This is a genomic window from Aeromicrobium sp. Root472D3, assembly GCF_001426485.1.
Taxonomy (GTDB): Bacteria; Actinomycetota; Actinomycetes; order Propionibacteriales; family Nocardioidaceae; genus Aeromicrobium.
Genome location: NZ_LMET01000003.1, coordinates 66,728 through 89,804, shown reverse-complemented (window position 1 = coordinate 89,804; position 23,077 = coordinate 66,728). Strand labels below are relative to the sequence as shown.

21 protein-coding genes and 1 tRNA gene are annotated in these 23,077 nt (G+C 73.2%); 11 read left to right on the top strand and 11 right to left on the bottom strand.

All coding sequences use genetic code 11. The features are described from left to right. Positions 1 to 15: 15 nt before the first annotated feature. Positions 16 to 1,053 carry a GNAT family N-acetyltransferase gene (locus ASD10_RS17500; protein ID WP_056612093.1) on the top strand — a complete coding sequence of 346 codons (1,038 nt, stop codon included), beginning with the start codon at positions 16 to 18 and terminating at the stop codon, positions 1,051 to 1,053. 6 nt (positions 1,054 to 1,059) lie between these two features. On the opposite strand, the gene ASD10_RS17495 is transcribed toward ASD10_RS17500, so the two are convergent. Next, the gene (locus ASD10_RS17495; RefSeq protein ID WP_200938364.1) at positions 1,060 to 1,527 is read right to left on the bottom strand and encodes an Lrp/AsnC family transcriptional regulator; all 468 of its coding nucleotides are present in this window, start codon (positions 1,525 to 1,527) and stop codon (positions 1,060 to 1,062) included. 133 nt (positions 1,528 to 1,660) lie between these two features. Here ASD10_RS17495 and ald point away from each other — a divergent pair, with 133 nt between their 5' ends. Then, on the top strand, positions 1,661 to 2,770 hold the full coding sequence (gene ald / locus ASD10_RS17490) for an alanine dehydrogenase (protein WP_056612087.1): 1,110 nt from the start codon (positions 1,661 to 1,663) through the stop codon (positions 2,768 to 2,770). Between the two features lie 63 nt (positions 2,771 to 2,833). On the opposite strand, the gene ASD10_RS17485 is transcribed toward ald, so the two are convergent. Beyond that, positions 2,834 to 4,054: an MFS transporter gene (locus ASD10_RS17485; RefSeq protein WP_056612084.1), complete on the bottom strand. Its 1,221-nt coding sequence runs from the start codon at positions 4,052 to 4,054 to the stop codon at positions 2,834 to 2,836. A 58-nt stretch (positions 4,055 to 4,112) separates the two neighbouring features. Here ASD10_RS17485 and ASD10_RS17480 point away from each other — a divergent pair, with 58 nt between their 5' ends. From ASD10_RS17480 to ASD10_RS17470, 3 genes are read left to right on the top strand one after another with little or no spacing between them, the layout of a single operon-like run. Continuing rightward, positions 4,113 to 5,276, top strand: coding sequence for an MFS transporter (locus ASD10_RS17480; RefSeq protein WP_056612081.1), 1,164 nt, complete (start codon positions 4,113 to 4,115; stop codon positions 5,274 to 5,276). Continuing rightward, on the top strand, positions 5,273 to 5,953 hold the full coding sequence (locus ASD10_RS17475) for a uracil-DNA glycosylase (protein ID WP_056612078.1): 681 nt from the start codon (positions 5,273 to 5,275) through the stop codon (positions 5,951 to 5,953). Before ASD10_RS17480 ends, ASD10_RS17475 begins: the two co-directional genes overlap by 4 nt. 33 nt (positions 5,954 to 5,986) lie before the next feature. Continuing rightward, positions 5,987 to 7,132, top strand: a complete 1,146-nt coding sequence (locus tag ASD10_RS17470; RefSeq protein ID WP_056612075.1) for an AI-2E family transporter — start codon at positions 5,987 to 5,989, stop codon at positions 7,130 to 7,132. Between the two features lie 6 nt (positions 7,133 to 7,138). Here ASD10_RS17470 and ASD10_RS17465 read toward each other — a convergent pair whose 3' ends face one another. Further along, positions 7,139 to 8,059, bottom strand: a complete 921-nt coding sequence (locus tag ASD10_RS17465) for an NAD(P)H-binding protein (protein ID WP_056612072.1) — start codon at positions 8,057 to 8,059, stop codon at positions 7,139 to 7,141. 128 nt (positions 8,060 to 8,187) lie between these two features. On the opposite strand from ASD10_RS17465, the gene fdhD reads away from it, so the two are divergent. Together fdhD and ASD10_RS17455 are read left to right on the top strand one after the other, a co-directional pair. Beyond that, complete coding sequence (gene fdhD / locus ASD10_RS17460; protein ID WP_056612068.1) at positions 8,188 to 9,030, top strand: formate dehydrogenase accessory sulfurtransferase FdhD; 843 nt, start codon at positions 8,188 to 8,190, stop codon at positions 9,028 to 9,030. Between the two features lie 76 nt (positions 9,031 to 9,106). Further along, a complete protein-coding gene (locus tag ASD10_RS17455) occupies positions 9,107 to 10,840 on the top strand; it encodes a GAF domain-containing SpoIIE family protein phosphatase (protein ID WP_162248873.1) in 1,734 nt (577 codons plus the stop codon). A 20-nt stretch (positions 10,841 to 10,860) separates the two neighbouring features. Here the strand turns inward: ASD10_RS17455 and ASD10_RS17450 are convergent, their stop codons facing one another. Then, positions 10,861 to 11,424 (bottom strand): dihydrofolate reductase family protein, encoded by a 564-nt coding sequence (locus ASD10_RS17450; RefSeq protein WP_056612446.1) that lies wholly within the window; start codon positions 11,422 to 11,424, stop codon positions 10,861 to 10,863. 52 nt (positions 11,425 to 11,476) lie between these two features. Further along, positions 11,477 to 13,105, bottom strand: a complete 1,629-nt coding sequence (locus ASD10_RS17445; protein WP_056612065.1) for an acyl-CoA dehydrogenase family protein — start codon at positions 13,103 to 13,105, stop codon at positions 11,477 to 11,479. 69 nt (positions 13,106 to 13,174) lie between these two features. On the opposite strand from ASD10_RS17445, the gene ASD10_RS17440 reads away from it, so the two are divergent. Further along, positions 13,175 to 13,882, top strand: a complete 708-nt coding sequence (locus ASD10_RS17440; RefSeq protein ID WP_082556391.1) for a PaaX family transcriptional regulator C-terminal domain-containing protein — start codon at positions 13,175 to 13,177, stop codon at positions 13,880 to 13,882. A 59-nt stretch (positions 13,883 to 13,941) separates the two neighbouring features. Here ASD10_RS17440 and ASD10_RS17435 read toward each other — a convergent pair whose 3' ends face one another. Both ASD10_RS17435 and ASD10_RS17430 read right to left on the bottom strand, forming a co-directional pair. After that, a complete protein-coding gene (locus ASD10_RS17435) occupies positions 13,942 to 14,616 on the bottom strand; it encodes a TetR/AcrR family transcriptional regulator (RefSeq protein ID WP_157432723.1) in 675 nt (224 codons plus the stop codon). 4 nt (positions 14,617 to 14,620) lie between these two features. Continuing rightward, the gene (locus ASD10_RS17430; RefSeq protein WP_056612056.1) at positions 14,621 to 16,165 is read right to left on the bottom strand and encodes an MFS transporter; all 1,545 of its coding nucleotides are present in this window, start codon (positions 16,163 to 16,165) and stop codon (positions 14,621 to 14,623) included. 95 nt (positions 16,166 to 16,260) lie between these two features. Here ASD10_RS17430 and mmuM point away from each other — a divergent pair, with 95 nt between their 5' ends. Continuing rightward, positions 16,261 to 17,178, top strand: coding sequence for a homocysteine S-methyltransferase (mmuM, locus tag ASD10_RS17425; protein WP_056612053.1), 918 nt, complete (start codon positions 16,261 to 16,263; stop codon positions 17,176 to 17,178). Between the two features lie 102 nt (positions 17,179 to 17,280). On the opposite strand, the gene ASD10_RS17420 is transcribed toward mmuM, so the two are convergent. The 4 genes from ASD10_RS17420 to ASD10_RS17405 all read right to left on the bottom strand — a co-directional run bounded on the left by ASD10_RS17420 (position 17,281) and on the right by ASD10_RS17405 (position 20,550). Beyond that, positions 17,281 to 18,093 (bottom strand): UbiA family prenyltransferase, encoded by an 813-nt coding sequence (locus ASD10_RS17420; protein ID WP_056612050.1) that lies wholly within the window; start codon positions 18,091 to 18,093, stop codon positions 17,281 to 17,283. 46 nt (positions 18,094 to 18,139) lie between these two features. Beyond that, positions 18,140 to 19,339, bottom strand: a complete 1,200-nt coding sequence (locus tag ASD10_RS17415) for a hypothetical protein (protein ID WP_157432722.1) — start codon at positions 19,337 to 19,339, stop codon at positions 18,140 to 18,142. A 163-nt stretch (positions 19,340 to 19,502) separates the two neighbouring features. Further along, positions 19,503 to 19,575 (bottom strand) — tRNA-Thr (locus ASD10_RS17410). Between the two features lie 141 nt (positions 19,576 to 19,716). After that, complete coding sequence (locus ASD10_RS17405; protein ID WP_157432721.1) at positions 19,717 to 20,550, bottom strand: hypothetical protein; 834 nt, start codon at positions 20,548 to 20,550, stop codon at positions 19,717 to 19,719. A gap of 53 nt (positions 20,551 to 20,603) precedes the next feature. On the opposite strand from ASD10_RS17405, the gene ASD10_RS17400 reads away from it, so the two are divergent. Together ASD10_RS17400 and ASD10_RS17395 are read left to right on the top strand one after the other, a co-directional pair. Next, on the top strand, positions 20,604 to 21,767 hold the full coding sequence (locus ASD10_RS17400; RefSeq protein ID WP_056612041.1) for an alanine racemase: 1,164 nt from the start codon (positions 20,604 to 20,606) through the stop codon (positions 21,765 to 21,767). Continuing rightward, positions 21,760 to 23,070, top strand: a complete 1,311-nt coding sequence (locus ASD10_RS17395) for a D-arabinono-1,4-lactone oxidase (RefSeq protein ID WP_056612038.1) — start codon at positions 21,760 to 21,762, stop codon at positions 23,068 to 23,070. Before ASD10_RS17400 ends, ASD10_RS17395 begins: the two co-directional genes overlap by 8 nt. Positions 23,071 to 23,077 lie beyond the last annotated feature (7 nt).

Here is a 23,077-nt window from a genome sequence, read left to right as displayed (position 1 = left end):
GGTAGGGTGTCCGCGATGACCGAATCCCTCAGCGACAACCTCGACCTGCCCGTCCTCCCCGGACCGTGGACGGCTCGGGTGCCCGGTTACGGCGACATCGACGCCCTCGTCGCACTGCGTCACCTCGACGAGCTGCAGGGCACCGGCGAGGCGCACATCGACCCGGCCGGCATCGAGTCCGAGGTCGCGGGTCAGGCGTCGTGGACGCGCCGCCAGATCGTCGCCGTCGGCGAGGACGACGTGCCCCGCGCGTGGATCACGGTGCACGACCGGGCCGCCGGACGTGCCCTGATCTGGGGCTACTTCGACCGCGACGTGCACGAGATCGACTCGATCGCGCGGATCTTCTACGCGTGGGCCGAGGACGTCGCGATCGGCATGGCCCGCCTGCGCGGCGTCGACGAGACGCGGCTCGACGAGAGCCCGTTCGCGACCGACACGCGCCAGGCCGGGTGGCTCGCGCTCGCCGGCTACACCAAGCGCCGCACGTGGCTGCACATGAACCGGCCCGTGACCCCCGACGACGCGGGGCTCGAGCCCCGCGAGGGCGTCGTCGTGCGCCCGGTCGAGAAGCACGAGAACGGCTTCCCGATCGCCTCCGACCTGCAGACCGTGCACCAGATGCTCGAGGAGTCGTTCGAGGACCACTTCAACAACTACCGCGAGAGCTTTCCCGAGTTCGTGCAGCGTCTGCGCGAGGAGCCCGGTCACCGCTGGGACCACTGGTGGCTCGCCTACGTCGAGCCCGAGGACGGCGGCGAGCCCGTCGCGGCGGGCACCGTCGTGTGCTCGGTGCTGTCGGCCCCGGAGGGCGGCGTCGAGGGCTCGTACGTCGAGTACATCGGCGTCAACCGGGTCGCCCGCGGACGCGGCGTGGCCAAGTCGCTGCTCGGCACCGTGATCGCCGACGCCGCGCAGCGCGGACGCGACCGCGTCGGCCTCGAGGTCGACGACGACTCCCCCACCAGCGCCGACCAGCTCTACCTGGCCCTGGGCTGGGTCACCGACTACGCCACCGACTCGTGGTTCAAGGACATCACCCTGACGGACTGAGCCCGCTCACTCCGACAGGCGTCCACGCTTGTGCTCGAAGATCAGGTTGGTCTCGGTCAGCGCGACCTCGGGTGCCGAGCTCAGGTGGTCGACCACGAACGTCCGCAGGTCGTCGGGGTCCTTCGCCGCGACGTGCACGTGGAAGTCGTCGGCGCCGGCCAGGAAGTACACGTTGAGCACCTCGGGCATCGCGGCCATCCGGTCGGAGAACTCGCTGATCGCGCCGCGGGCGTCGCTGCGCAGGCGCACCGCGATCATGGCCTGGATGGGCCGGCCGAACCACGCGGGGTCGACCTCGGCGTGGAAGCCCGAGATGACGCCGCGCTCGACCAGGGACCGCACCCGGGTCAGGCACGTGGACGCCGCGACGCCGACGGACGCCGCCAGCGCGTTGTTGGGCAGCCGTCCCTCGCGCCGCAGCGCCGACACGATGCGGGCGTCGAGCCGGTCGAGGTCGTGAACATCCTTCGCCACAGCGCCTCCTGGGCGGCTCCGATCGGTACATGTCACCGATGAGTGCAAGTCTACAGAATCTTGTTCACGTTGTTGCCGCTGGTTCCGCAGTTACTTCAGGATAGAGGGACATTCCCCGTCGAAGGAGCAGCTCATGCTGGTCGGTGTCCCCCGCGAGATCAAGAACCACGAGTACCGCGTCGCCATCACGCCGGCCGGCGTGCACGAGCTGACCCGCCACGGTCACGACGTCGTGATCGAGAAGGGCGCCGGCCTCGGGTCGTCGATCCCCGACGAGGAGTACGTCGCCGCCGGCGCGAAGATCCTCGACACCGCCGACGAGGTGTGGGCGTCCGCCGAGCTCGTGCTGAAGGTCAAGGAGCCGATCGCCGAGGAGTACGGCCGCATGCGCCGCGGGCAGACCCTGTTCACCTACCTGCACCTCGCCGCCAGCCGGCCGTGCACCGACGCGCTCCTGGCCTCCGGCACGACGTCGATCGCGTACGAGACGGTGCAGCTGCCCGACCGGTCGCTGCCGCTGCTGGCGCCGATGTCGGAGGTCGCGGGACGTCTGGCCCCGCAGGTCGGCTTCCAGCACCTGATGGCCAGCAACGGCGGTCGCGGCGTGCTGCCCGGAGGCGTGCCGGGCGTCTACCCCGCCGACGTCGTCGTCATCGGCGCGGGCGTGTCGGGCGTCAACGCGGCCGAGGTCGCCCGCGGCATGGGCGCGCGGGTCGAGATCCTCGACCTCGACGTCGCCAAGCTGCGCGCCGTCGACGCGCGCTTCCAGGGCATGATCACGACGGTCGCGTCGAGCTCGTTCGCCGTCGAGAAGGCCGTGCGCGAGGCCGACCTGGTCATCGGCGCCGTGCTGGTGCCGGGCGCCAAGGCACCGACGATCGTCAGCGACGACCTGGTCGCCCAGATGCGTCCGGGCTCGGTGCTGGTCGACATCGCGATCGACCAGGGCGGCTGCTTCGAGAGCTCGCGCGCCACGACGCACGACGACCCGACGTTTCGGGTGCACGACTCGATCTTCTACTGCGTCGCCAACATGCCCGGGGCCGTGCCGCGGACGTCGACGTACGCGCTGACCAACGTCACGCTGCCGTACGCCGTCGCGCTCGCGAACAAGGGCTGGAAGCAGGCCGTGACGGACGACGCCGCGCTCGCGGGCGGGCTCAGCACGCACGACGGCCGGCTCGTCAACGGGCCGGTCGGCGAGGCCCTCGGCCTCGACGTCACCCCGCTCAGCGCGCTCTGACCCCGCCTCACGTCGTCACGGGCGCGCCGATCCCGGCACCCCCGTGACGACGTCCGCGGCGGGTCAGTAGCCCTGGTCGACGGGGACGGCCTGGCGCAGCGCGCGGTTGGACGCCAGCGAGATCACGACGGCCAGCCCGGCGGCCGAGACCGTCACGGCGAAGGCGGCGGTGTGCCCGCTGGCGTCGGCCAGACGCCCCGCCAGCGCGGCCCCGAGGGCGTACCCGATGCCCGTGGCGCCGGCCAGCATCGTCATCGCGGCGCTGACCCGGTGCACCGGCACGAGGATGCCCGCGAGCGCGAAGTTGCTGATCATGTACGGCGCGACGGCGAAGCCCAGCAGCGCGATGACACCGATCAGCGACGGCAGCGAGTCGACCAGCAGCAGCGGTGCGGCCAGCACCAGCAGGCCCAGCGCGGCCACGGCCATGCGCGTCGCGTACAGGACGCGCTCGGGCAGCCCCGTGATCGCCAGGCCCGCGATGACGCTGCCGATGCCGAGCACGGCGTGGATCAGGCCCGCCAGCCCGGCCTGCCCCTCGGCGGTGGCCAGCACCGTCGTGCCGGTCTGGACGCTGCCGAAGATCATGCCGACGCACACCTGCGCCAGCAGCAGCACGACGAACACGCCCGTGAAGAGCGGCTCCGTGCCCCCGCCACCCAGCATCGTGCGACGCCCGACCAGCGCCGACGTGGGGTGCACCGCGAACCACGAGCCGAACACCGCGAGCAGCACCGCGGCGGCGAGCAGCGCCCCGGCGGGCTCGGCGAGGATCGCCAGGACGCCGATCATCGCCGGGCCGAGCACGAACGACGCCTCGTCGGCCGCGCCCTCGTACGAGAAGGCGGCGTCGACGAGGCGGCGCTGGTCGCCGGCGTCGCGCGTGATGGGACGCCACCGGACGCGCGCGAGCGGGCCGACCTGCGGCATCACGAACCCCGTCAGGCCGGCGACGACGAAGATCAGGCCCTGGGCGGCGTCGGGGTGGGTCACGGCGACGATGCCGGCGAGCCCCGCGGCCCCCGCGAGCGACTGCACCAGCACGACGGGACGCTGGCCGATGCGGTCGGACAGCGATCCGAACAGGGGCGAGCCGAGGGCGTTCGAGATGGCCAGGATGCCCGCGGCGGCACCGCCGACGCCGTACCGTCCGGTCGTCTCGCTGACCAGCACCAGGACGCCGAGCTGGCTCATGGCAAGCGGGATCCGCCCGAGGAAGGCTACGAGGACGTAGGCGGGCCCGACGATCCGCAGGAGCGCGCGGTAGGCGGCGATGGCTGACACAGCCGGACCAGCCTACCGTCGGTCGTCGCCCTCCCCCGACCGCGGCTAGGCTCGGACGGTGCCTCCCACCCGCGCCCGGACAGCAACCTTCGGGGTCTTCGCGCTCAACGGGTTCACGCTCGGCATGTGGGTCGTCAACATCCCCACGATCAAGGACCGCACGGACGTCGACCAGGCCACCTTGGGCCTGTTCCTGCTGGTGCTCGGCGCCACCGCCTGGATCGGCATGCAGCTCGCGGGCCCGGCGATCGACCGCTTCGGGAGTCGGCCGGTCCTGACGGCATCGGCGTGCGCCCTCGTCGCGACCGTGCCCGGCCCGGGTCTGGCCACCGACGCGACGCAGCTCGTCGCCGCCCTCGCGGTGCTGGGCTTCGCCAACGGCTTCATCGAGGTGTCGATGAACTCGCAGGCCGTCGTCGTCGAGCGCGCCTACGGCCGGCCGATCATGGCCGCGTTCCACGCCTTCTTCTCGCTCGGCGGGCTGCTCGCGTCGGTGCTGGGCGGCAGCCTGATCGCGCTCGGCGTCGACGTGCGCGCGACCCTGCTCGGCGTCGCCGTGGTCGGCGTGTGCGTGGCCCTGTCGCTGCGCACGTCGTTCGTCGCCGCGACGCCGCCCGCCGCCGACGCGCCGCCGCGCGGACGCGTGCCGTGGACGTCGCGGGTGCTGCTGCTCGGCCTGCTGGCCTTCGCCCTGCTGCTCGGCGAGGGCGTCGCCTACGACTGGACGACGGTGCACCTGCGCGACTCCCTGGGATCGTCCGAGACCGTCGCGGCCTACGCCTTCGGGGCCTTCTCGGCCACCATGACGGTCGTGCGGCTGTTCGCCGACCGCGTCGTCGCGCGCTGGGGCCCGGCGGTCTACGTCAGCCGGGCCGCGATGCTGGGCGCCGCGGGCCTCGCGGGCGCCGCGCTGGCCCCCACCCCCGCCCTCGCGATCGTCGCGTGGGCCGTCTTCGGCGTCGGGCTCGCCGGGTGCGTGCCGCAGTTCTTCACGGCGGCCGGCAACGTCAGCGAGACGTCGTCGGGCACGTACCTCGCGCGGGTCACGAGCATGGGCTACCTGGGCCTGCTCGCCGGTCCGTCCGTCATCGGCCTCCTGACGCACTGGGTGCCGCTCACGACGGCGTTCCTCGTCCCGATCGTGGGCTGCGTGCTGGCCGGCCTGCTGGCACCCCACGCGCTGCGCGACGACACCGCGACCCGGGAGGCGAGCACCGCATGAGCCGCCCCCTGTCCGAGCTGATGGCGCCCGACTGGGCCGAGGCGCTCGAGCCCGTCGCCGGCCAGATCGCGGCGATGGGGCAGTTCCTGCGCGACGAGGTCGCGGCGGGCCGCTCGTACCTGCCCGCCGGTGACGACGTCCTGCGCGCGTTCGCCGAGCCCATGGCCGACGTCAAGGTGCTGATCACGGGCCAGGACCCGTACCCGACGCCCGGCCACCCCGTCGGGCTCTCGTTCTCCGTCGCGCCCGACGTGCGGCCGCTGCCGCGCAGCCTCGTCAACGTCTACCGCGAGCTCGAGTCCGACCTCGGCATCGCGCCGTCCCCGTCGGGCGACCTCACGCCGTGGTCGCGGCAGGGCGTCCTGCTGCTCAACCGCGTGCTGACGGTGGCGCCGGGCGCCTCGGCCAGCCACCGCGGCAAGGGGTGGGAGGCCGTCACCGAGCAGGCGATCCGCGCCCTCGTGGCACGCGACCGCCCGCTCGTCGCGATCCTGTGGGGGCGCGACGCACAGGGCCTGCGCCCCCTGCTGGGCGACGTGCCCGCGATCGAGTCGGTGCACCCCAGCCCCCTGTCGGCGTCGCGCGGCTTCTTCGGCTCGCGGCCGTTCAGCCGGGCCAACGACCTGCTCGTGCAGCAGGGGGCAGACCCCGTCGACTGGGGCCTGAATCCCTCCTGAGCCGGGTGACAGCATGACCACTAGGGTGGTCAGGTGGCCGAGCAGCGCAGCATCAGGGACAGGGGCGTCGTCATCGACGACGCCTTCGCGGGCTTGCAGCGCTGGGGTCTTCGCATCATCGTCATCGCCGCGGCCGCCTACATCGCCGGCTGGGGCATCGGGCACATCTGGGTCGTGCTGTTCCCGGCCTCGATCGCCCTGATCGTCGCGACCGTGCTGTCACCCCCGGTCTCGTGGATGCGCCGCAAGGGGCTGCCCGCGGCGGCCGCCGCGGGCATCGTCATCGTGTCGTTCCTCGCGACGCTCGGCGCGGTCGTGACGTTCCTGATCCCGCAGGTGACCGACCAGGCCGGCGAGATCGCCTCGAGCGCGTCCGGGGGCCTGCAGGAGGTGCGCGACTGGTTGACGGGCGAGCCGTTCAACCTGTCCGAGAACCAGATCAGCGCCGCCATCGCGGCCCTGCAGGACAAGCTGCAGGACAGCGCCAGCGCGATCAGCGAGGGCGTCTTCACGACCATCAGCACCGCGACCTCGATCATCATCAACCTGGTCCTGATCCTGATGCTGACGTTCTTCTTCATCAAGGACGGCCACCGCTTCCTGCCGTGGCTCAGGACGCTCGGCGGGGCCCGCGCGGGCGACCACCTCACCGAGGTGCTCGGACGCGTCTGGTCCACACTGGGCAGCTTCATCCGCACGCAGACCCTGGTCTCGTTCATCGACGCCCTGATCATCGGCGTCGGCCTGGCGATCCTCGGGTCGCCCCTGGCCCTGCCCCTGGCCGTCATCACGTTCTTCGGCGGGTACATCCCGATCGTCGGCGCCTTCGTGAGCGGTGGCGTCGCGGTGCTCGTGACCCTCGTGACCAACGACTACAAGGACGCCCTGATCGCGCTGATCATCGTCATCGCGGTGCAGCAGCTCGAGGGCAACGTCCTCTCGCCGATCCTGCAGGGCAAGACCATGAACCTGCACCCCGCGGTCGTGCTGCTCAGCGTCACGGCCGGCGGCTCGCTGTTCGGCATCACGGGGGCGTTCCTCGCGGTGCCGGTGGCCGCGAGCGTCGCCGAGATCCTGCGCTACGTCAACGAGCGCATCGACGACTCGGTCTCGGTGCTGGCGCCCAAGGACGACGGCCGGGCGGCCGAGATCCTCGCCAACGACGAGCTGCCCGGCTGACGTCGGTCAGTCGCGCGACCCGCGAGCGGCCACGACGGCCTCGCGGAAGCTCAGCGCCCCGCCGACGGGCGCGCCGACCAGGTCGTCGAGGTCGTGCTCGCGGCACACCATGTCGAGCATGAGGCTCTCGAGCAGCGAGCTCGCCAGGCTCGTCGGCACGGGGGCGAGGATGCCCGCCCACAGCGCCGTCGTGCGGGGCATCAGGATCGGCACCGTCAGGATCGGCCGGCGGCGCAGCCCCGCCACCTCGGCGTAGACGGAGATCAGGTCGCGGTACGCCAGCGCGTCCGACCCGCCGATGTCGAAGGCCCGGTTGACCGACGGCGGCAGGTCGGCCGCCCCCACCAGGTAGTGCAGGGCGTCGCGGATCGCGATGGGCTGCACGCGGTGGGCGAGCCAGTCGGGGGCGACCACGACGGGCAGCTTCTCGGTGGCGGTCGCGAGCATCTCGTACGACACCGACCCGGCACCGACCACGATGCCGGCCTGCAGCACGGCGGTCGGCACGCCCGACTCCATCAGGATCTCGCCGACCTCTCGGCGCGACTCCAGGTGCGGCGACAGGGTCACGTCGTCGGGGTAGAGACCGCCCAGGTAGACGATGCGCGAGACGCCCGCCGACCGGCAGGCCTGCCCGAAGCGCGTCGCGATCGTGCGGTCGCGCGTCGCGTACTCGTACGTGCCCGTCATCGAGTGGATCAGGAACCACGCGACGTCGGCACCGTCGGCGGCACGGCTCAGCACGGCCGCGTCCTGCGCGTCGCCCTCGACGACCTCGACGTCGGACGCCCACGGACGCCCGGCGAGCCCGGACGCGTCGCGGGTCAGCACGCGGACCGTCCACCCGTCCTCGAGCAGGCGGGCGACGACCTGGGCGCCGATGTAGCCGGTGGCACCGGTGACCAGTGCGGTGCGGGAGCGGGGCATGGACCGACCATCGCACGCGATCGGCGCCGTCGCCTCCTGAGAGGTTCGCACCGTCGCGCCCCTGCTCGACGCGAGACGCTGGGCGGGTCGTGCGAGGATCGAGGCTACGCGCGAAAGAGGTGGGACGCATGGCAGGACGACTGGTCCGACGCACGCGGGTCGCGCGCTACGCGGCCGACGGGACGTCGATGGGACGCGAGGACTCGCTGGCGGTCGAGGAACCGCTCGAGGTGCGCGTCAACGGCTCCTCGTTCTCGGTGACGATGCGCTCGCCCGGTGACGACTTCGACCTCGTCGGGGGCTTCCTGGTCTCCGAGGGCGTCGTCTGGTCCAACGAGCAGCTCGCGTCGATGCGGTTCTGCGCCGGCACCGACGAGCAGGGCCTGCAGACGTTCAACGTCATCGACGCCGAGCTGAGCGCCGGCACCGCGCCGCCCGACCTGAGCCTCGAGCGCCACGTCTACACGTCGAGCTCGTGCGGCATCTGCGGCACGGCCTCGATCGACGCGGTGCACAAGGCGACGCACTTCGGCCTGACCGACGACGACACCCCGTGGAGCCCCGCGCTGCTGGGTTCGCTCCCCGACCGCCTGCGCGAGCACCAGAAGGTCTTCGACCGCACCGGCGGCGTGCACGCGGCCGGCCTGTTCGGCCCCGACGGCGAGCTGCTGTGCCTGCGCGAGGACGTCGGGCGCCACAACGCCGTCGACAAGGTCGTCGGGTGGGCGCTGCGCGAGGGACGTCTGCCCCTGCGCGGCACGGCCCTGCAGGTGTCGGGACGCGCCTCGTTCGAGCTCGTCCAGAAGGCGCACATGGCCGGCATCCCGGTGCTGGCGGCCGTGTCGGCACCGTCGTCGCTCGCCGTCGAGCACGCCGAGTCGGCGGGCATGACGCTCGTGGGCTTCAGCCGCGGCGGGGGTTTCAACGTCTACGCCGGCGATCACCGCATCGGACAGCCCGCGACTGCGTAGTATGGGCCGGTCGGCCTCGTCCCGGCACGGTGCACGTCCTGCACCCGACGCGGATCCACACGAACAGGCAGACCACGTGACAGACAGCAACACCCGGCTCGCGCCGCCCTCACCGGCGGTGCTCGACCCGTCGCGTCTCGAGGCGCTCGCCGACCTCGGTCTGAGCGAGCGCTCCGACGCCCGCATGGAGCGGTTCGCGGAGCGGGTCCGCGACCAGCTGGGCGTGCCCGTCTCGCTGGTGTCGCTCGTGCAGGCCGACCAGCAGGTGTTCCCCGGCATGTGCGGGCTGCCCGATCCGTGGGCCAGCAGCCGGTCGACCCCGCTGAGCCACTCGTTCTGCCAGCACGTCGTCACGACGGGCGAGCCCCTCGTGATCGAGGACGCCCGCCTGGTGCCCCTCGTGCGCGACAACCTCGCCACGATCGAGATCGGCGTCGTCGGCTACCTCGGCACGCCCCTGACCGACGACCACGGCCACGTGCTGGGCTCGCTGTGCGCGATCGACACGTCGCCGCGGCAGTGGACCGAGCGCGAGCTGGCGATCCTGCACGACATCGCCACCGACTGCTCGAACGAGCTGCGCCTGCTGCTCGCGCGCCTCGACGCCGACCGCGAGCGCGAGCGCCGCGACGCGATCGACGACCAGCTGCAGGACCTCCTGCACCGGTCGCAGCAGCTGCTGACCGTCGCCGAGGTGCTCAACTCGTGCCGCTCGCTCGACGACGTCCGCCGCGCGCTCGACCGCTTCTCCGACCCCCGCGCCGGCCTGGTCGAGATGCGCCTGCGGCTCGCCGACGACTCGCCGCGTCTGTCGGAGTCGGCGCACCTCGTCATGGTCGAGGACGTCGACGCCCCCGGCAGCCCGCTGGACCCCGCCGAGCGCGCGGCCCTGCGCCGGCGCGGCGCCCGGTCGGTGGCCTGGCTGCCGCTGTTCGGCTCAGGGCCCCTGCTCGGCTACGTCGAGCTGCTGTGGGACGTCCCGCACCGCGTCGACTCGCGCGAGCGCCCCATGGCCGCGGCCCTCGCGGCCTACACGGGTCAGGCCCTCGAGCGCGCGATCCTGATCCAGAACCGCATCGACGTGGCCCGCGAGCTGCAGACGGCGATGCTGGCCCCGCTCCCCCACGGCACCGGGCTCGACCTCGACGCCTGCTACCTGCCCGCGATGTCGGAGGAGCAGATCGGCGGCGACTGGTACGACGCGTTCGTGCTGCCCCGCGGCGAGGGGGCGTCGGTCGTCGTGAGCGTCGGCGACATCACGGGCCACGACCTGGCCGCCGCGACCGTGATGGGCCAGGTGCGGGCGATGCTCCGTCAGGCCGCGTGGGACGCGCCCGACGCGCCGCCGTCCGCCCACCTCGCGGGTCTCGAGCTCGCGTGCGAGGCCTTCGACATCCCGGCCAGCGGCACCGCCGTCCTCGCCCGGCTGGCCCCCGTGCCCGGCACCCGCCGCTGGCAGCTGACCTGGGTCAACGCGGGCCACCCGCCGCCCCTCGTGGTCGAGCCCGACGGCGGCTCGGGCCTGCTGACCGACCACGACATGATGTTCGGCCACCCCGAGCTGGCGCTGCGCCCGCGCACCGACCACACGATCGAGCTGCGTCCCGGCGCGACCGTCGTGCTCTACACCGACGGGATCACCGACGACTCGTCCTCCGACCGCGACGAGCAGGTCTCGGCGCTCGTCGACCTGGTCGGACGCACCCGGGCCGGCGGGGCCGGTGCGGTCGTCCGCGCGCTGGCCGACCGCTTCGTCGACATGCCGGACGACGTCGTGGCGCTCGTGCTGCAGGTGCCCGCCGAGGGCTGAGGCCCCCGGCCCGGCCGGCGTCAGCGGACGACGTCGAAGACGTTCTTCTGGATCCCGTTGGCGTACACGTCGTGCTCGACCAGCCGCAGCCGCGTCGCGTCGACGTCCGACGCGCCGAACAGCCGCTTGCCGGCGCCGAGCAGCACCGGGAAGACCAGCAGGTGGTACCGGTCGACGAGCCCGGCGTCGGCGAGGGCCTTGGCCAGGGTCGCGCTGCCGTGCACCGCGATCGGCCCGCCGTCGGTCTGCTTGAGGTCTGCCACCTCGTCGACCGACCTCAGGATCGTGGCGGGCCACCGCTCGTCGTCGTGCGTCAGCGTCGTCGACACGACGTACCGCGGCATCGCGTTGTAGCCCGCGAAGTCGTCCATCGTCGGCCACACCGGGGCGAACGCCTCGTACGAGACGCGGCCCAGCAGCAGCGCGCCGGTCTCCTCCTGCTCGCGCCCCTTCATCTCGTACGCCTCGGGGACGAACTCGACGTCGTTGAACGTCCAGCCGGAGTTGCGGTAGCCGGGCTCACCCCCGGGCGCCTCCATGACGCCGTCGAGCGACACGAACGTGGTGACGATCAGGGTGCGCACGGGTGACTCCTTCGACGAGGTGGTCACAGCCTGCCATCCCGACCCGGACGTGTCACGCCCCCGAGGGCTGCGTCCGCTCGAGGATCGCGTCGAGGTCGAGCCCCGTCGGCAGGGTGCCGTAGGCCGCGCCGTGGTCGCCGTCGAGCCGCGAGGCGCAGAACGCGTCGGCCACCGCCGGTGGCGCGTGCCGCACCAGCAGCGACCCCTGCAGCACCGTCGCGAGCTGCTCGACGACGCGGCGGGCACGGTGCTCGATGTCGTCGGGAGACGCGAGCTCCTTCTTGAGCCGGCCGAGTGCGTCGTCGAGGAGGACGTCCGCCCCCTCGGCCTGCTCGACCTCGGCGAAGAAGGCGTCGAGCGTGTGCGGCTCGCGGCCCAGGGCGCGCAGCGCGTCGAGGGCGGCGACGTTGCCCGAGCCCTCCCAGATCGACAGGAGCGGTGCCTCGCGGTAGATGCGGGGCAGGTCGGAGTCCTCGATGTAGCCGTTGCCGCCCAGGCACTCCAGCGCCTCGCCGACGACCATCGGCGCCCGCTTGCACACGTGGTACTTCGTGACGGCCAGGGCGATGCGTCGCAGGGCGGCCTCGCCCTCGTCGCCGCGGATCGCCCGGTCGTTGGCCCCGGCCAGGCGCATCATGACGGTGGTCGCGGCCTCCGACTCGATCGCGAGGTCGGCCAGCACGTTGCGCATCAGCGGCTGGTCGACGAGCCGGCGGCCGAACGCCGACCGGTGGCGGGTGTGGTGCACCGCCTGGACGAAGGCCGAGCGCATCGCGGTGGTCGAGCCGATGACGCAGTCGAGGCGGGTCATGTTGACCATCTCGACGATCGTCCGCACGCCGCGGCCCTCCTCGCCCACCAGCCACCCGGACGCCCCGTCGTACTCGATCTCGGACGAGGCGTTGGAGCGGTTGCCGAGCTTGTCCTTCAGCCGCATCAGCTGCACGCGGTTGCGCTCGCCGCCGGGCAGCACGCGCGGCACCATGAAGCACGACAGGCCCGACGCGGTCTGCGCGAGCGTCAGGAAGAGGTCCGACATCGGCGCGCTCGTGAACCACTTGTGGCCGACGAGCTCGAACGTCCCGTCGGGACGCTCGGTGGCGGTCGTGGTGTTGGCGCGGACGTCGGAGCCGCCCTGCTTCTCGGTCATCGACATGCCCGCGACCAGCCCGCGCTTCGTGACGGGGTCGCGCAGCGCCGGGTCGTACTCGCGTCCCGTCAGCAGCGGCTCGAGCTGCGCGGACAGCCGCGGTGCGGCGCGCAGGGCGGGCACGACGGCGTACGTCATGGAGATGGGACAGCCGTGGCCCGCGTCGACGTTCCAGACCGCGAACTTCGCGGCGCGCGCCACGTGGGCCCCCGCACGGTCGTCGGCCCACGGCGCCCCGTGCAGCCCGTGGGCGACCGCGGTGCGCATGAGCTCGTGGTACGCCGGCGTGTACTCGACCTCGTCGACGCGGTGCCCGTACCGGTCGTGCGTGTGCAGGACCGGCCGGTCGCGCTCGGCGACGCGGCCGAGCTGCTGGGCCTCGGCGGTGCCCGCCAGACGCCCGAGGGCCGAGACCTCGTCGAGCGCCCACCCCGCACCCTCGCGCTCGAGGCCCTCGCGCAGCGCGCGGTCGTCGCTCGTGTCGTGGCCGACCAGCGGCGGGGCCTGGTTCGTCACCTCGTGCGTCGTCATGACTCGATGTTACGCGCGAGACGACAACTGTCAACCACTTGGTAACACCCCGTGTGCGACAGTAGTCCGGTGCCCGCGTTCACCCCGCTCCCCGCGCGCTCGGTCGTCCTCAGCCTCGTCCTCGGCTCGGGCGCCGACGGCCTCAGCGCCGCGCAGCTCGCGGCCGCGGCACGCCACCTCGACATCAACCCGGCGACGGTGCGCGTGGCCCTGACCCGGGCGGTCGCCGCGGACGAGCTCGTGCGCGACGGTGCGCGCTACCGCCTCGGCCCGCGCCTGGTGGGGCGCCGCGACCGTCAGGACGCCCACGAGGTCGTCACGCCGTGGGACGGCACGTGGGAGATGACGGTCGTCGTCACGACCGGGCGCCCCAGCGGAGACCGCGCCGCACTGCGGTCGCGACTCGTCGACGCCCGACTGGGCGAGCTGCGCGAGGGCGTCTGGATGCGACCGGCCAACCTGCGCCGCGACGCCGCCGCCCCGCCGTCGCCCGACGTGCGGACGTTCCTCACGACCCCGCACCAGGGATCGGCGGGCCTCGCGGCGTCCCTGTGGGACCTGCCCGCCTGGGCCGACGAGACCGAGCGCGTGCTGACCGCCCTGACGACCACGTCCGAGCCGGGGCCCCGCCTGGCCGTCGCGGCCCACCTCGTGCGCCACCTCGCGCGCGACCCCCTGCTGCCGGACGAGCTGGAGCCGCCGGGCTGGCCGTCGGCCGACGCCCGCGACGCCTACGCCCGCTACCTCGCCGAGCTGCAGGCCGTCGTCACGGAGTGACCCCCGACCGGCCCGGACGGGACGCACCACTCGCGCCGTCGTCGTCGCCGCGGGTGCCGTCAGCCGCGGGCGAAGATGTCGTCGTCGGGACGGATCGGGGTGCCGGTGCTCGCGGCGTACGACCGGTCGATCGCCGCGAGCACGTGGTCGAGCGCCTCGTCGCGCGCGACGTCGTCGGCCTCGCCGAGCGGGCCGTCGAGGTGCAGCGCCGAGAACCCGTGCACCGCCGACCAGCACGTCATCTCGGCGCCGACCCGGGCCTCGGGCGACAGGAACCCGACGTCGACGAGACCGTCCAGCATCTCGCTGAGCAGGCCGTACGGGTTCACGGACCGGTCGGCGAGGACGTCACCGTCCGGGACCGCGGCCGTCTTGGACGCGAAGGCGCAGCGGAACAGGCCGGGCTCGCCCAGCGCGAACGCGACGTACCCCTGCCCGACCGCGATCAGCCGCCGCCGCGCGCGTAGCACGTCGTCGGCGGACCCGACCTGCTCGACGACGTCCAGCCGCTGCTGCATCGAGGCGACCAGCCCCGCCATGGCGCGCACCGCGACGGCGCTCACGAGCTCGTCGCGGTGCGAGAAGTGCCGGTAGGCGGCGCTGTGCGAGACGCCCACCGTCCGGGCCAGCTCGCGCAGTGCCACGCCGTCCGGTCCGTTGGCCCTGGCGGCCTCGACGGCGGCCTCGACGAGGGCCTCCCTCAGGTTGCCGTGGTGGTACGACGAGGCGGACATGCCCTCACCGTATCGGCCGGTCACCGCCGGGCCCCGCGGCGACGGGCTCGGGCTCGACCGGCGCCAGCGGGTCGTACCGGTCGGCCGGCAGCGACAGCGCGGCGACCACGGCACCCACCAGGCACAGGACGCCGACGATCAGGCAGGCCTGGCCGAAGCCGTCGAGGAACGCCGTGTCGACCGCCGTCTCGAGGCCCGGGACGCGCTGCGCGAGGGCGTGCGCGAACCCGACCGAGTCGGCCGCGCGGTCGGCGGTGGGGGCGTCGACGGCGCCTCCGAGCAGGCTCACGACCCGCTCGCCGTACTGGAACGAGAACAGCGAGCCGACGACCGCGACGCCCAGCGTGCCGCCGAGCTCGCGGGTCGCGTCGTTGACGGCCGAGCCGACGCCGGCCCGCGCGGGCGGCAGCACCTGCATGATCGACTCGGTGGCCGGCGTGCTGACCAGGCCGATGCCGCCGCCCAGCAGGATCATCTGCGGCACCACGACCGTCGCGAACGGGACGTCGGCCCCGATCGTCGAGATCCACAGGAACGACGCGCCCATCATGACCAGGCCCGGCGTCACGACCGCCCGGGTGCCGAGGCGGGGTGCCAGCATGCCGCCGACGATCGACGCGGCGGCGATCGACAGCGCGACGGGCAGGAAGCGCACGCCCGTCTCGAGCGCCGAGTAGTCGCGGACGAACTGGAAGAACTGCGTGATCAGGAAGACGAACCCGAACAGCGCGAAGAAGGCGATCGTCACGGCCGCGCAGGCCGCGCTGAAGCGGCGGTCGAGGAACAGCGTCACGTCGATCATGGGGTGCGCGACGGCCCGCTCGACCCGGACGAAGGACGCCACGAGCAGCGCCGCGACGACGAACCCGACGATCGTCTCGGGGCTGCCCCACCCGTGCGCCGGCGCCTCGATGATCGTCCAGGTCAGGATGCCGAGCGCCGCCACCGAGATCACGAAGCCGGGACGGTCGATGCGCGGCACCGTCGTGTCGCGCGACTCGGGGACGAAGACGACGGCCATCGCGATCGTCGCGACAGCGACCGGCACGACGGCCCAGAACACGCTGTGCCACGAGAAGTGGGAGAGCAGCACCCCGCCGCCGACGGGTCCGAGCGCCACGCCGACGCCCACCGAGGCGCCCCACAGGCCGAGCGCGGACGCCCGCTCGCGGCGTCCCGTGAACGTGTTGGCGATGATCGACAGCGTCGTCGGGAAGATGAGGGCGGCGAACACGCCCATCGCGACGCGCAGGGCGATCAGGGCGCCGCTGCTGTCGACGAGCGCGGCCCCGGCGTTGCTGAGCGCGAATCCGGCGAGTCCGACGATCAGGGCGGGACGACGACCGAAGCGGTCCGAGAGGCTGCCCATCGCCAGCACCAGCGCGGCGAAGGCCAGGTTGTAGCCGTCGACGATCCACAGCAGCGAGCGGGTGCCTGCGTCGAGGTCCTCCGCGAGGGTCGGCAGGGCGATGTTGACGATCATGGTGCTCAGGTTGATCGTGAGCGCGGCGAGGCACACGGTGAGCAGGACGAGCGGTTTGCGGACCACGGGAGCTCCTAAGTAGACGGTGTCAACATCAACTGTGCCGCCTGATGTTGATGGTGTCAACATCAGGTGGCTCCCGACCTGTCTAGGCTCGGACCATGACCACCGAAGCGACACCGACCGGCACCCTGCGCGACGCGATCGCCTCCGGCCCCGTCGTCGTGCTCGACGGCGGCCTCTCGGTCGTCCTGGACGAGGCGGGCTGCGACCTGTCGTCGGACCTCTGGACCGCCGCGCTGCTCCGCGACTCCCCCGAGCAGGTCGTCGCGGCGCACCGCCGCTACCTGTCGGCGGGCGCGCAGGTGTCGACGACCGCGAGCTACCAGGCCAGCGTCGACGGCTTCGTGTCGGCCGGCATGTCGGCCGACGCCGCCGAGCAGCTCGTGCGCGACAGCGTCCGGCTGGCCCGTGACGCCCGCGACCTCGAGACGTCCGCCCCGTCGTGGGTCGCCGCCTCGGTCGGTCCGTACGGGGCGGCGCTGGCGGACGGCTCGGAGTACCGCGGCCACTACGGGGTGCCCGCCCGGACGCTGCGCGACTTCCACGCGCGCCGTCTCGAGGTGCTCGCCGCGGCGGGCCCCGACGTCCTGGCCGTCGAGACGATCCCCGACGTCCGCGAGGCCGAGGTGCTCGTGCCGCTGCTCGACGACCTGGGCGTCGACGCGTGGTTCTCGTACGCCGTCGCGGACGGTCGCACCCGGGCGGGCCAGCCGCTCGACGAGGCGTTCGCGGTCGTCGCCGACAGCCGGTCGGTCGTCGCCGCCGGCGTCAACTGCTGCGCTCCCGACGACGTGCTGGAGGCACTGCACGTCGCGCGCGCCGCGGGCGTGGCGGCGGGCGTCGCCTACCCCAACCAGGGCCGCGCGTGGGACGCCGACCGGCACGCCTGGACGGGGCACGCGTCGTTCGACCTCGCGCTCGTCCCGGCCTGGGTCGAGGCCGGGGCCCGCCTCGTCGGCGGGTGCTGCGAGGTCGGCCCCGCCCACGTCGAGGCCCTGGCCTCCGCCCTGCGCTGAACCGCGAGTGGTGCGGAGTGGACGTTCTGGGACGGCGTGTCCGACCACGCCGCACCACTCGTGGACGGGAATGCAGCGCTCGGCGCGTCCGACCTCCCCGCGTCAGCTGCGCAGCAGCAGCGCGACGACGTCGACGAGCGCGATGCCCATCGCGGCCCGGAACGCACCCCGGCCGCCCGACACGCGTCCCGCGACCAACAGGCCGGCGCACAGCACGAGCGCCGCGATGCCGAGCACGTCCAGACCCTCGGCCGGCACGACGACCGTCACGACCGTCCCGGCGAGCATCAGCGCCGTCGCGAGGTCGACCGACCCTCGCGCGCCGAGCCGGTGGGGCAGGCCGACCACGCCGGTGCGCCGGTCGTCCTCGAGGTCGGGCACCGCGTTGACCAGGTGGGCCCCGGTGCCGAGCAGGGCCCCCGCGACGACGATCCACGCCGGGCCCACCTCGCCGCGGGCCGCCAGCGACACCACGACCGGCAGGCCGCCGAAGCAGACCGCGTACGGCAGCCACGAGACCACGGTGCGCTTGAGCCCCAGGTTGTAGGCCCACCCCGTCGCCACCAGCACCACGTGCAGCGCGCCGGGTCGCGCACCCAGCGAGAGCGACGTCGCCACGGCCACGACGAGGGCGACGACGATCGCGGCCCGCACCGACGTCGGCGTGATGTCGCCCGTCGCCAACGGCTTGTCGCGGCGCCCCGACGTCCGGTCACGGTGACGGTCGACGAGGTCGTTGGACCATCCGACGCTCAGCTGACCCGCGAGCGCCGCGACCCCGATCAGGGCAGCCGTTCGCGCCGATGCTCCCCACGTCAGCGCGAGCAGCACCGCCGCGAGCGTCACCGCCGCCGCGGGCCCCGGGTGGCTCGCCCGAGCGACACCGAGCACCGTCCACCGCCGACCACCGGTCACTCCCCCACCGTAGGCCCCGTTCGACGGGCGCAGCTCCCGATCGCCGCTACTCGGGGATGGCGACGACCCGTTGCATCGCGGGCTCGCCCCCGCGGGCGTACGAGGTCACCAGCACCCGCGAGTCGTCCGGACTGGTCCGACCGAACGACGTGTTGCCGGGGAATCTCAGCATCTCCTCGGTGTCGAGGTCGACGAGGTACTCACGCTGTTGCCCGTTGGACGTGTCGGTGCCGACCGCCGTCCAACGGCCCAGGTCCATCAGCTCGAACGGCTCGAAGCGGCCGCGGTCGGCCGTGGGAAACGTCCCGAACTCGGTCGTGCGCCCCGACGTCTCGTGGATCGTCAGGTGCGGGCTCGCCTTCGGGTCGGCCGCGTCGGATCGCTTGACGCACCACGCCGACCACGTCTGCGCGACGGTCGCGCCGCAGAAGCCGTCCTCGTCGGCGTGCTCGCTGACCGGCACCGGCGTCGTCGTCCCTGTCCGCAGGTCGTACGCGTGGCGCGCCGGGTAGGCCCGGTCGTCGCGGGGGTCACGCTCGAGATAGGTCAGGACGCCGTCGCGGATGCGCAGCTGCTCACCGCCCTCCGCGATGACGCGCGGCTTCGCCGAACCGTCGACGGGAACCGCGTAGACCGCCTCCTGCCCCCGCTTGGCCGGGTAGGCCGGCGTGCTGAAGTACGCCGTGCCGTCGAACACGTCGAGATCGAAGCCGTAGACGATCTGGCCGTCCGGGTCGTCGAAGTCGGCGAGCGCCGCGGCCCGCCCCGTGGCTCGGTCGAGCGAATACACCGTGAACCTGCTGTGGTCGATCGACGTGCCCGATCCCTCGGCCCACACGATGGTGTCGGCATCGCCCGAGACGTTCACGACCCACGTCGGCTCAGGACGGTCGCTGTCGTCGAGGACCGTGAAGGCCTTCGACCGCAGGTCGTAGAGCACCGGCCGTGACTGGGTCGTGGTCCGACCCTGCACGAGCTGCTCCTCCTCGGGCGTGGCGCTGCCGAGCACCTCGTCCTGCGAGGCGAACGAGGAGTACTGCACCCGATCGCCGTCGCCCGTGGACGGCAGCTCGGCGACGACCTCGAGCGAGTCGCCGAACGCCAGCATCGTGGCGTCGGCGGGATCGACCGTCCGGACGGCGGCCGGGGTGGTCCGCGCGGTCGGCGACTCGTCCGACGTGCAGCCGGAGAGTCCTGCCGTCACCGCGGCCGCCACCGCTGCCGTCACCCACCGTCGTGTCCTCACGGCGGCAGACTATCGGCGAGACAGGTCAGGTTGTCGCAGATGACGCCATGCGGAGCGCACCTCACGCCCCATCCGCTTGTCGTGCTGCTCACGACCCTCGACGGCCTCGGACTCGCGGCTGTCGGGCGGCGCCGGGTGGACGATGCAGGCCGCCACGACTGGGAGCCTCCGACAGGATTCGAACCCGCGACATCCTTATTACAAGTAAGGCGCTCTACCGACTGAGCTACAGAGGCGTACGGGCTGGGCCCGAAGCTCCATCGTAGGGGGTTGCCGAACGAGCCCGACACGATGTCGGCGGTTGCGCACGTCTGCGGCACCCCGCGACCTCCCCAGGTGCCGACATCTCCGGGGCCGCGCCAGGCCCGGCCACACGATCAGGTCGTGCCGTCGCGGCAGCGGTCGCGGTAGGCGTCGTCGACCTTCTCCTCGTCGTCGAGCGCCGGCATGCGCACGTCCGGCTGGTCGCCGACGTCGACGAACGTCGCGAGGTCGGCGGCGGCCTTGTCGAGGTCGTTGTCGGGCACGAGCGCGTCGTCGACGGCCAGGGCGCAGTCGCCGGCGCCGAACTCCTGCCAGCCCGTCGTGACGCCGAAGTCGTCCTCCGTGCCCGGGTACGCGCTGAGGCCGTGCACCCGCAGCACGCCGACGACCCTCGTGGGCCCGTCGTCGCCCAACCGCACCTCGTACGCCGCACGCGTCTGCAGCTGCACGACGACGTACTGCTGTCCCGCGTCGTCGTCCTTGGTCGTCACCCTCCACGCCGTCGTGACGGCGGGCTCGCCGATCACCTCGACGTCGTCGCCGAAGACGTTGGCCACCGCGAGGCCGGGCGAGACCGCGTCGGCCGCCTGCCGGGTCAGCGCCGCGCCCACGGCCGGCGGCAGCGCGTCGACGACGGCGTCCGCGGGCGTCTCGACGTGCCAGACGTCGGGGTCGACGGTCGTGGCACCCGCCCACGTGGTGAGGACGTCGGCCATGCGGGTGACCAGGGCGGCGCCGAAGCCGTCCGGCGCCGCCGGCGGATCGGCCACCGGCAGGGGCGAGCCCGCACGGGGCCAGTCGATGCCCTGGGCCGTCAGGGTCGTCGACGCCTCGGCCGTCGGGGCGGGCGACGTCGGGGCCGGAGCGGGCCCGTCGGCGGACGACGTGCAGGCGCCCAGCACGGACGACGCCGCCACCAGGGTGAGAGCTCCGATCCATGCGCGCATCCATCCAGTATCGGCGGCCGAGGGGGTGATCCCCGGTGCGACATACTGACGAGATGGAAGCACCCTTCGACCGGCTGCTGCACGCGACGAGCGAGATCGACACCCCCTTCGCCGTCGTCGACGCCCCCGCGCTGTGGGCCAACGCCGACGACCTGGTGCGCCGGGCCGGCGGCGTCCCGATCCGCGTGGCCAGCAAGTCGGTGCGGGTGCGGTCGATCGTCGAGCGGACGCTGCAGCGCGACGGCTTCGCGGGCGTCATGTCGTACTCGCTGGCCGAGTCGAACTGGCTCGTCGACCACGGCGTCGACGACGTCCTGCTGGCCTACCCCACCGCGAGCCGCGAGGCGCTGCGCGATCTGGTCGCGGACGACCGCCGCCGCGCCGCGATCACCGTCATGGTCGACAGCATCGAGTCGCTCGACCACGTCGACGCACTCATCGGCCGCGACCACCCCGCCATCCGCGTCTGCCTCGACGTCGACGCATCGCTGAAGCTCGGACCGATCCACCTCGGCGTCCGCCGCTCCCCCGTCCACACCGCGCGCCAGGCCCGCCGGCTCGCCGCCGCGATCGAGCAGCGTCGCGGCTTCGACCTCGTCGGCGTGATGTTCTACGACGCGCAGATCGCCGGCCTGCCCGACTCGTCGGCCGCCGTCCGGCTCGTCAAGAGGCGCTCGGCCGCCGAGCTGCTCGAGCGCCGTGGCGCCGTCGTGCGCGCGGTCGGCGAGCACGCGCGGCTCGAGATCGTCAACGCCGGGGGCACGGGCAGCCTCGAGGTCACGGGCCAGGACCCGGCCATCACCGAGCTGACCGCCGGGTCGGGCCTGTTCTCGCCGGTGCTGTTCGACGGCTACGACGCCTTCGAGTCGCGCCCCGCCGCGTACTTCGTGCTGTCGGTCGTCCGCAGGCCGGCCAAGGACGTCGCGACCCTGTTCGCCGGCGGCTACATCGCGTCGGGCCCGACCGCCAAGAACCGACAGCCGCTGCCGACGTGGCCCGAGGGCCTGACCGCGATCGGCACCGAGGGCGCCGGCGAGGTGCAGAGCCCGGTCAAGGGCCGCGCCGCCCGGACGCTCTCGATCGGCGACCGGGTCGTGATGCGCTACGCCAAGGCCGGCGAGATGTGCGAGCGCTTCGACGCCGTCGCGATGGTCGACGAGACCGGCGCCGTCGAGACCGTGCCGACCTACCGGGGCGAGGGGAAGAACTTTGGCTGAGCACGCCACCCGCGAGCGCTGGACGAACTGGGGCCGCAGCGCCGAGTCGCACCCCGTCCGCACCGTCCACCCGACGTCGACCGCCGACGTCGTCGCGACGGTCCGCGAGGCCGTCTCGGCGGGCCTGCCGGTCAAGGCGATCGGCGCGAGCCACTCGTTCACCACGATCGGCGCGACCGACGGCGTGCTGCTGCGGCTCGACCGCATGACCGCGATCGTCGCAATCGACGTCACGACCCGGCGCGTCCGCGTGCAGGCCGGCATCTCGCTGCACGACCTCAACCCCCTGCTGCGCGGCCGGGGGCTCGCGCTGCCCAACCTCGGCGACGTCGACCCCCAGTCGGTCGCCGGTGCGATCTCGACCGGCACGCACGGCACCGGCGGCCGGCTGTTCGGCATCTCGGCGGCCGTCGTGGCCGTGCAGCTCGTCACCGCGGCGGGCGACGTCCTCGAGATCGACGAGCAGCACCCGTGGTTCGGTGCGGCGCGGGTGACGCTCGGCGCGCTGGGCATCGTCACCGAGGTGACGCTGCAGTGCGTGCCGGCGTTCCTGCTGCACGCCCGCGAGGAGCCCATGGCGCTGCCCGCGGTCATGGAGCAGCTCCCGTCGCTCGTCGACGACAACGACCACTTCGAGTTCTACTGGTTCCCGCACACCACCAGGACGCTGACCAAGCGCAACAACCGCGTCCCCGAGGGCACGGCACGCCGTCCGCTCGGGCGCGTCCGCCGGTGGGTCGACGACGAGCTGCTCAGCAACACCGCCTTCGAGGGCATCAACCGCGTCGTCGCGCGCAGGAGGTCGTGGATCCCGCGCGTCAACGGCGTCGCCGCCTCGGTGCTGAGCGCCCGCGAGTTCGTCGACGACTCGTTCGAGGTGTTCGTCTCGTCGCGCGACGTGCGGTTCCGCGAGGCCGAGTTCGCGATGCCCCGCGAGGCCCTGCCGCACGTGCTCGGCGAGCTCGCGGCGTGGTTCGGCGCGGGGCACGAGAACATCTCGTTCCCCATCGAGGTGCGGTTCACCGCCGCCGACGACGTGTGGATGTCGACGGGCCACGAGCGCGACAACTGCTACGTCGCGGTGCACCAGTACTGGCGCAGCGACTACCGGGCGTACTTCGCCGCCGCGCAGGACATCTTCACGGCGCACGAGGGACGCCCGCACTGGGGCAAGCTCCACACGCTCGACGCGGGCTACTTCGCGCGGCGCTACGCGAGGTTCGACGACTTCGTGGCCGTCCGCGACGAGCTCGACCCGGGCCGGACGTTCAGCAACGCCTACCTCGACCGCGTCCTCGGCTGAGCAGTGC